This window comes from Comamonas sp. B-9 (assembly GCF_000410635.1).
In the GTDB taxonomy this organism is placed as follows: domain Bacteria; phylum Pseudomonadota; class Gammaproteobacteria; order Burkholderiales; family Burkholderiaceae_C; genus Comamonas.
Map to the genome: position 1 here is coordinate 29,718 of NZ_KE148544.1, position 1,989 is coordinate 31,706.

Below are 1,989 nucleotides of genomic sequence, written 5' to 3' on the forward strand. Positions count from 1 at the left end.
CCGGTGCGCAGCCCCGGCCTTGGGTAAACGGTGGCGCGCCGACAGGCGTTAAATCTGCATGGGGGCATGCTTGCCGCTCGCACCAGCAGCCGCTGGTTCATCAGAAAGGATTCCGTCATGAACAAGCACCGAAGCCGTTTTAGCCGCCTGGCCGGCATGGGCAGCCTGGCCCTGGCATTGGCCGGCGCCCTGGCTTTTAGCGCGCCTGCACAGGCCCAGCCCGATGGACGCCATGGTGACCGCCATTACCAGCGCGATGACCGGCGCGACCATGCCGACCACCGCCGCTGGGAGCGTGAACGCGAGCGGGACCGCCGCTACCGCGAGCAGCAGCGCCGTGACTACCGCCACGACCACCGCCCACCTCCCCGTGTCGTGGTCGTGCCAGACCGGGGCCGTGGCATCGGCCCGCGCAATGACTGGTACCGGGGCGGCTATGTGCCCGCACCTTACCGTGGCTACAGCTATGTCGTCGGCGACTGGCGCGGCCACCGCCTCAGCGCACCACCCCGGGGCTACCAGTGGATCCAGTATGGCGGTGACTACCTGCTTATCGCCATTGGCACCGGCCTGATCGCCAATATTGTCATCAATGGTTATTGAGCCGCCGCGAAGTCGCGATAATTGAGGGTTTGCATGGTGCCCACAACGAACCTTTGTGTGGCGCCACGCTCCAAAGCTTACTTTGGTGGTTGCACCTTATGCCGAGCGCTGCTTCACGGAGCGCACGGATCCACGCATAAGGAGCCTGTAGCCGGCCAGACCTGTGCACGCTAGCGATGCACAGGTTTTTTTTTGCCTGCGCGCTGCAGGCGGGGTGGCTCACCAGGCCGCAGGGGCACCCGGTGGATGCTCGCCTAGTAGCTGCGCCCGGCCTTGTACATCGCGTGCTGGCGGCGTTGCAAGGGGCTGGCCTCGGCCATGCGTGCCATTGCCAGGCCGGCATGGGCATGGGTGATCGCCAGGCCCAGCGCATCGGCTGCATCGGTGCCGGGCAGGCCAGGCAGCTGCAGCAGGCGGCGCACCATCTCCTGGATCTGGTTCTTGGCAGCGCGCCCATGGCCGACCACGGCTTTTTTCATCTGCAGCGCGGTGTACTCGGCAACCGGCAGGTTCTGCGACACCAGCGCCGTCAGCGCGCAGCCCCGGGCCTGGCCCAGCAGCAGGGTGGACTGGGGGTTGACGTTGACGAACACGATTTCCACCGAGGCCATGTCGGGCTGGTAGCGCTGGCTGACTTCGCAGATACCGTCAAAGATCATCTTCAGGCGGCCCGGCAGGTCACCCAGGTTCAGCGTGGTGGTGCGGATGGTGCCGCTGGCCACATAGGACAGGTGCTGGCCATCGACGTCGATGACGCCAAAGCCGGTGGTTTGCAAGCCAGGGTCGATGCCAAGGATTCTCATGCGTCTCAAAAGGGGTGGGGGCGCGGGCGCCTGTCAGGGAAGCTCAGCATAGCGCATGCGGGCCGCGATGGTGGCGCTGCGGCGGTTGAGGTAGGCGGAGTTGGGGTTCTTGTCCGCACCCTTGGGGTTGGGCAGCATGACGGCCAGGCGCGCCGCTTCATAGGCGCTCAGCTGGGCGGCCGGTTTGCCAAAGTAGCGCTGGGCGGCGGCCTCGGCGCCAAACACGCCGTCTCCCCATTCGGCATGGTTCAGGTACAGCTCCAGAATGCGCTGCTTGCTCAGCAGGAACTCCAAGGTGTAGGTCAGCAGCAGCTCCTGGCCTTTGCGCAGCAGGCTGCGCTCCGACGACAGCAGCAGGTTCTTGGCCAGCTGCTGGGTGATGGTGGAGCCGCCCATGATCCTGGCGGGCGGGCCGGCTTGCACCGCGCTGGGGTCAAAGGCCTCACCCCGCCGCTCGGCCTGGGCCTGGGCGCGTGCCAGGGCCTTTTCCCGGCGCTGCTCGGCGCGCTCGATGGCCTTGGCATTGCGCGCGCGGGCCTTTTCAATCGCATCCCAGAGCACGCCATCGTGGTTGACAAAGTCG

3 protein-coding genes are annotated in these 1,989 nt (G+C 66.3%); 1 reads left to right on the top strand and 2 read right to left on the bottom strand.

The window, feature by feature from the left end:
- Window positions 1-117: 117 nt before the first annotated feature.
- On the top strand, window positions 118-603 hold the full coding sequence (locus H928_RS0108890; protein ID WP_021026174.1) for an RcnB family protein: 486 nt from the start codon (window positions 118-120) through the stop codon (window positions 601-603).
- A gap of 254 nt (window positions 604-857) precedes the next feature.
- Here the strand turns inward: H928_RS0108890 and ruvC are convergent, their stop codons facing one another.
- Together ruvC and H928_RS0108900 are read right to left on the bottom strand one after the other, a co-directional pair.
- Window positions 858-1,406 (bottom strand): crossover junction endodeoxyribonuclease RuvC, encoded by a 549-nt coding sequence (ruvC, locus tag H928_RS0108895; RefSeq protein WP_021026175.1) that lies wholly within the window; start codon window positions 1,404-1,406, stop codon window positions 858-860.
- A gap of 33 nt (window positions 1,407-1,439) precedes the next feature.
- Window positions 1,440-1,989, bottom strand: a 550-nt coding sequence (locus H928_RS0108900; RefSeq protein ID WP_021026176.1) for a transglycosylase domain-containing protein, incomplete at its 5' end; no start/stop codon positions are given.